The organism is Streptomyces graminilatus (assembly GCF_001418565.1).
GTDB classification, from domain to species: Bacteria; Actinomycetota; Actinomycetes; order Streptomycetales; family Streptomycetaceae; genus Streptomyces; species Streptomyces graminilatus.
In genome coordinates this window covers 1-2,698 of sequence record NZ_LIQQ01000110.1, presented here as the reverse complement: position 1 = coordinate 2,698, position 2,698 = coordinate 1, and the positions used below count along the sequence as shown (strand labels likewise).

At 67.9% G+C, this 2,698-nt stretch carries 3 protein-coding genes; all 3 read right to left on the bottom strand.

The window, feature by feature from the left end:
• Positions 1–50 precede the first annotated feature (50 nt).
• On the bottom strand, positions 51–1,676 hold the full coding sequence (gene groL / locus AOK08_RS10845) for a chaperonin GroEL (protein WP_055525277.1): 1,626 nt from the start codon (positions 1,674–1,676) through the stop codon (positions 51–53).
• 158 nt (positions 1,677–1,834) lie between these two features.
• Positions 1,835–2,143, bottom strand: a complete 309-nt coding sequence (gene groES, locus AOK08_RS10840) for a co-chaperone GroES (RefSeq protein WP_006377800.1) — start codon at positions 2,141–2,143, stop codon at positions 1,835–1,837.
• A gap of 299 nt (positions 2,144–2,442) precedes the next feature.
• A partial coding sequence (locus AOK08_RS10835; protein ID WP_479683320.1) for a polysaccharide deacetylase family protein occupies positions 2,443–2,698 on the bottom strand: 256 nt, incomplete at its 5' end.

The following is a 2,698-nucleotide window of genomic DNA, read 5'->3' as shown; positions in this document are numbered from 1 at the left end:
GGAACGGGGGGTTTCTTCGTGCCGCGTGGTGTGCGCGTGAGCCCGTTGGCTCAGTGCGAGTGGCCGTGGCTGTGGCCACCGGCGGCCGGCTCTTCCTCTTCCTTCTTCTCGACGACCAGGGTCTCGGTCGTGAGGAGGAGGGAGGCGATCGAGGCCGCGTTCTCCAGGGCGGAGCGGGTGACCTTGACCGGGTCGATGACGCCCTGCTTGACCAGGTCGCCGTACTCGCCGGTCGCGGCGTTGAAGCCCTGGCCCTTGTCGAGCTCGGCGACCTTGGAGGTGATGACGTAACCCTCCAGGCCGGCGTTCTCGGCGATCCAGCGCAGCGGCTCGACGGCGGCCTTGCGGACGACCGCGACACCCGTCGCCTCGTCGCCGGTCTTGCCGAGGTTGCCCTCGAGGACCTTCACGGCGTGGACGAGCGCGGAGCCACCACCGGAGACGATGCCCTCCTCGACCGCGGCGCGGGTCGCGGAGATGGCGTCCTCGAGACGGTGCTTCTTCTCCTTCAGCTCCACCTCGGTGGCGGCGCCGACCTTGATCACGCACACGCCGCCGGCCAGCTTCGCGAGGCGCTCCTGGAGCTTCTCGCGGTCCCAGTCGGAGTCCGTGTTCTCGATCTCGGCCTTGATCTGGTTGACCCGGCCGACCACGGCGGCGCTGTCGCCACCGCCGTCGACGATGACCGTGTCGTCCTTCGAGATGGTGACGCGGCGGGCGGTGCCGAGCACGTCGAGGCCGACCTGGTCGAGCTTGAGGCCGACCTCCTCGGCGATGACCTCGGCGCCGGTGAGCGCGGCCATGTCGCCGAGCATCGCCTTGCGGCGGTCACCGAAGCCGGGGGCCTTGACGGCGACCGCGTTGAACGTGCCGCGGATCTTGTTCACGACCAGGGTCGACAGGGCCTCGCCCTCGACATCCTCGGCGATGATCAGCAGCGGCTTGGAGGAGTTGGTCTGGATGACCTTCTCCAGCAGCGGCAGCAGGTCCTGGATGGAGGCGATCTTGCCCTGGTGGATCAGGATGTACGGGTCGTCGAGGACGGCCTCCATACGCTCCTGGTCGGACACCATGTACGGGGAGAGGTAGCCCTTGTCGAAGGCCATGCCCTCGGTGAAGTCGAGCTCCAGGCCGAAGGTGTTGGACTCCTCGACGGTGATGACACCGTCCTTGCCGACCTTGTCCATCGCCTCGGCGATGAGCTCGCCGACCTGGGTGTCCTGCGCGGAGAGCGCGGCCACGGCGGCGATGTCGGACTTCTCCTCGATCGGGCGGGCGGTCGCGAGGAGTTCCTCGGACACAGCCTTGACCGCCGCGTCGATGCCCTTCTTCAGGGCGGCCGGGGAGGCGCCGGCGGCGACGTTCTTCAGGCCCTCGCGGACGAGCGCCTGGGCCAGCACGGTGGCGGTGGTCGTACCGTCACCCGCGATGTCGTTGGTCTTGGTCGCCACCTCCTTCACCAGCTGGGCGCCGAGGTTCTCGTACGGGTCGTCGAGCTCGACCTCGCGGGCGATGGTGACGCCGTCGTTGGTGATGGTGGGAGCGCCGAACTTCTTGTCGATGACGACGTTGCGGCCCTTGGGGCCGATCGTCACCTTCACCGTGTCGGCAAGCTTGTTGACGCCGCGCTCAAGGGCGCGACGGGCGTCCTCGTCGAACTTCAGGATCTTCGCCATGGGAGCGGTTCAGCCCTCTCGGAAATTTTGGGAGAACGAACTGCGCCCCCGGCACCCGGCTGTTGAAGGTCGCGGGGGCCAGGGGCGTAGTTCACACTGCAATGCTGGTCATGCCGGCAATACCGGTAGTGCCGGTATCGCCGGTAATACCGGGTGAATTACTTCTCGACGATCGCGAGCACGTCGCGAGCCGAGAGGACGAGGTACTCCTCGCCGTTGTACTTCACCTCGGTGCCGCCGTACTTGCTGTACAGCACGATGTCGCCGGTCTTCACGTCGAGCGGCAGGCGCTCGCCGTTCTCGAAGCGGCCCGGGCCAACGGCCAGGACGACGCCCTCCTGGGGCTTCTCCTTGGCGGTGTCCGGGATGACCAGGCCAGAGGCCGTGGTCTGCTCGGCTTCGAGCGGCTGGACCACAATGCGGTCCTCGAGCGGCTTGATGGCAACCTTGGAGCTGGTGGTCGTCACGATCCGACCTCCCCCTTCGGAGATCTCACGGGGTTAACTGTCTGAGGTGGCGACCAGGTCGATCCGTCGTCGCGGGTGCCGGACCTGCCCGTCGCTATTGGCACTCTCCAGGGGGGAGTGCCAGACCTGAGACTATGACCGCGATTAGCACTCGGTCAAGCGGACTGCTAATCCCGGCGGCGGTTTCGTGGGGTTTCCGGTGATCGTGGGTTCAGGTGAGGGGCTGTGACGTCCGGCCCGGCCCTGAAAGGCGCCGGACCGGCTGTGGGTGCGGGTACAGGTACGGGTACGGGTACGGGTCAGAGGTAGTCCTCCAGTCTGCCCACGCTCAGGCCCCGCTCCCCCACCTCGCGGAGCAGGGTCACCGTTCGTTCGACCAGGGGTGGGCCGTCCAGGTCGTCGTCCGGGCCCACCTGGAGGATGTCGCCCGGCCCGGGGCTCCGGTGCTCGCCCTCGGTCCACAGGACCACCGCCGAGACTCCGCAGTCCCCGGCCGCCCTCAGTGTCGTCGGGTCGTAGGTGCCGTAGGGCGGGCGGGGACTGCGGAGTCTCGGC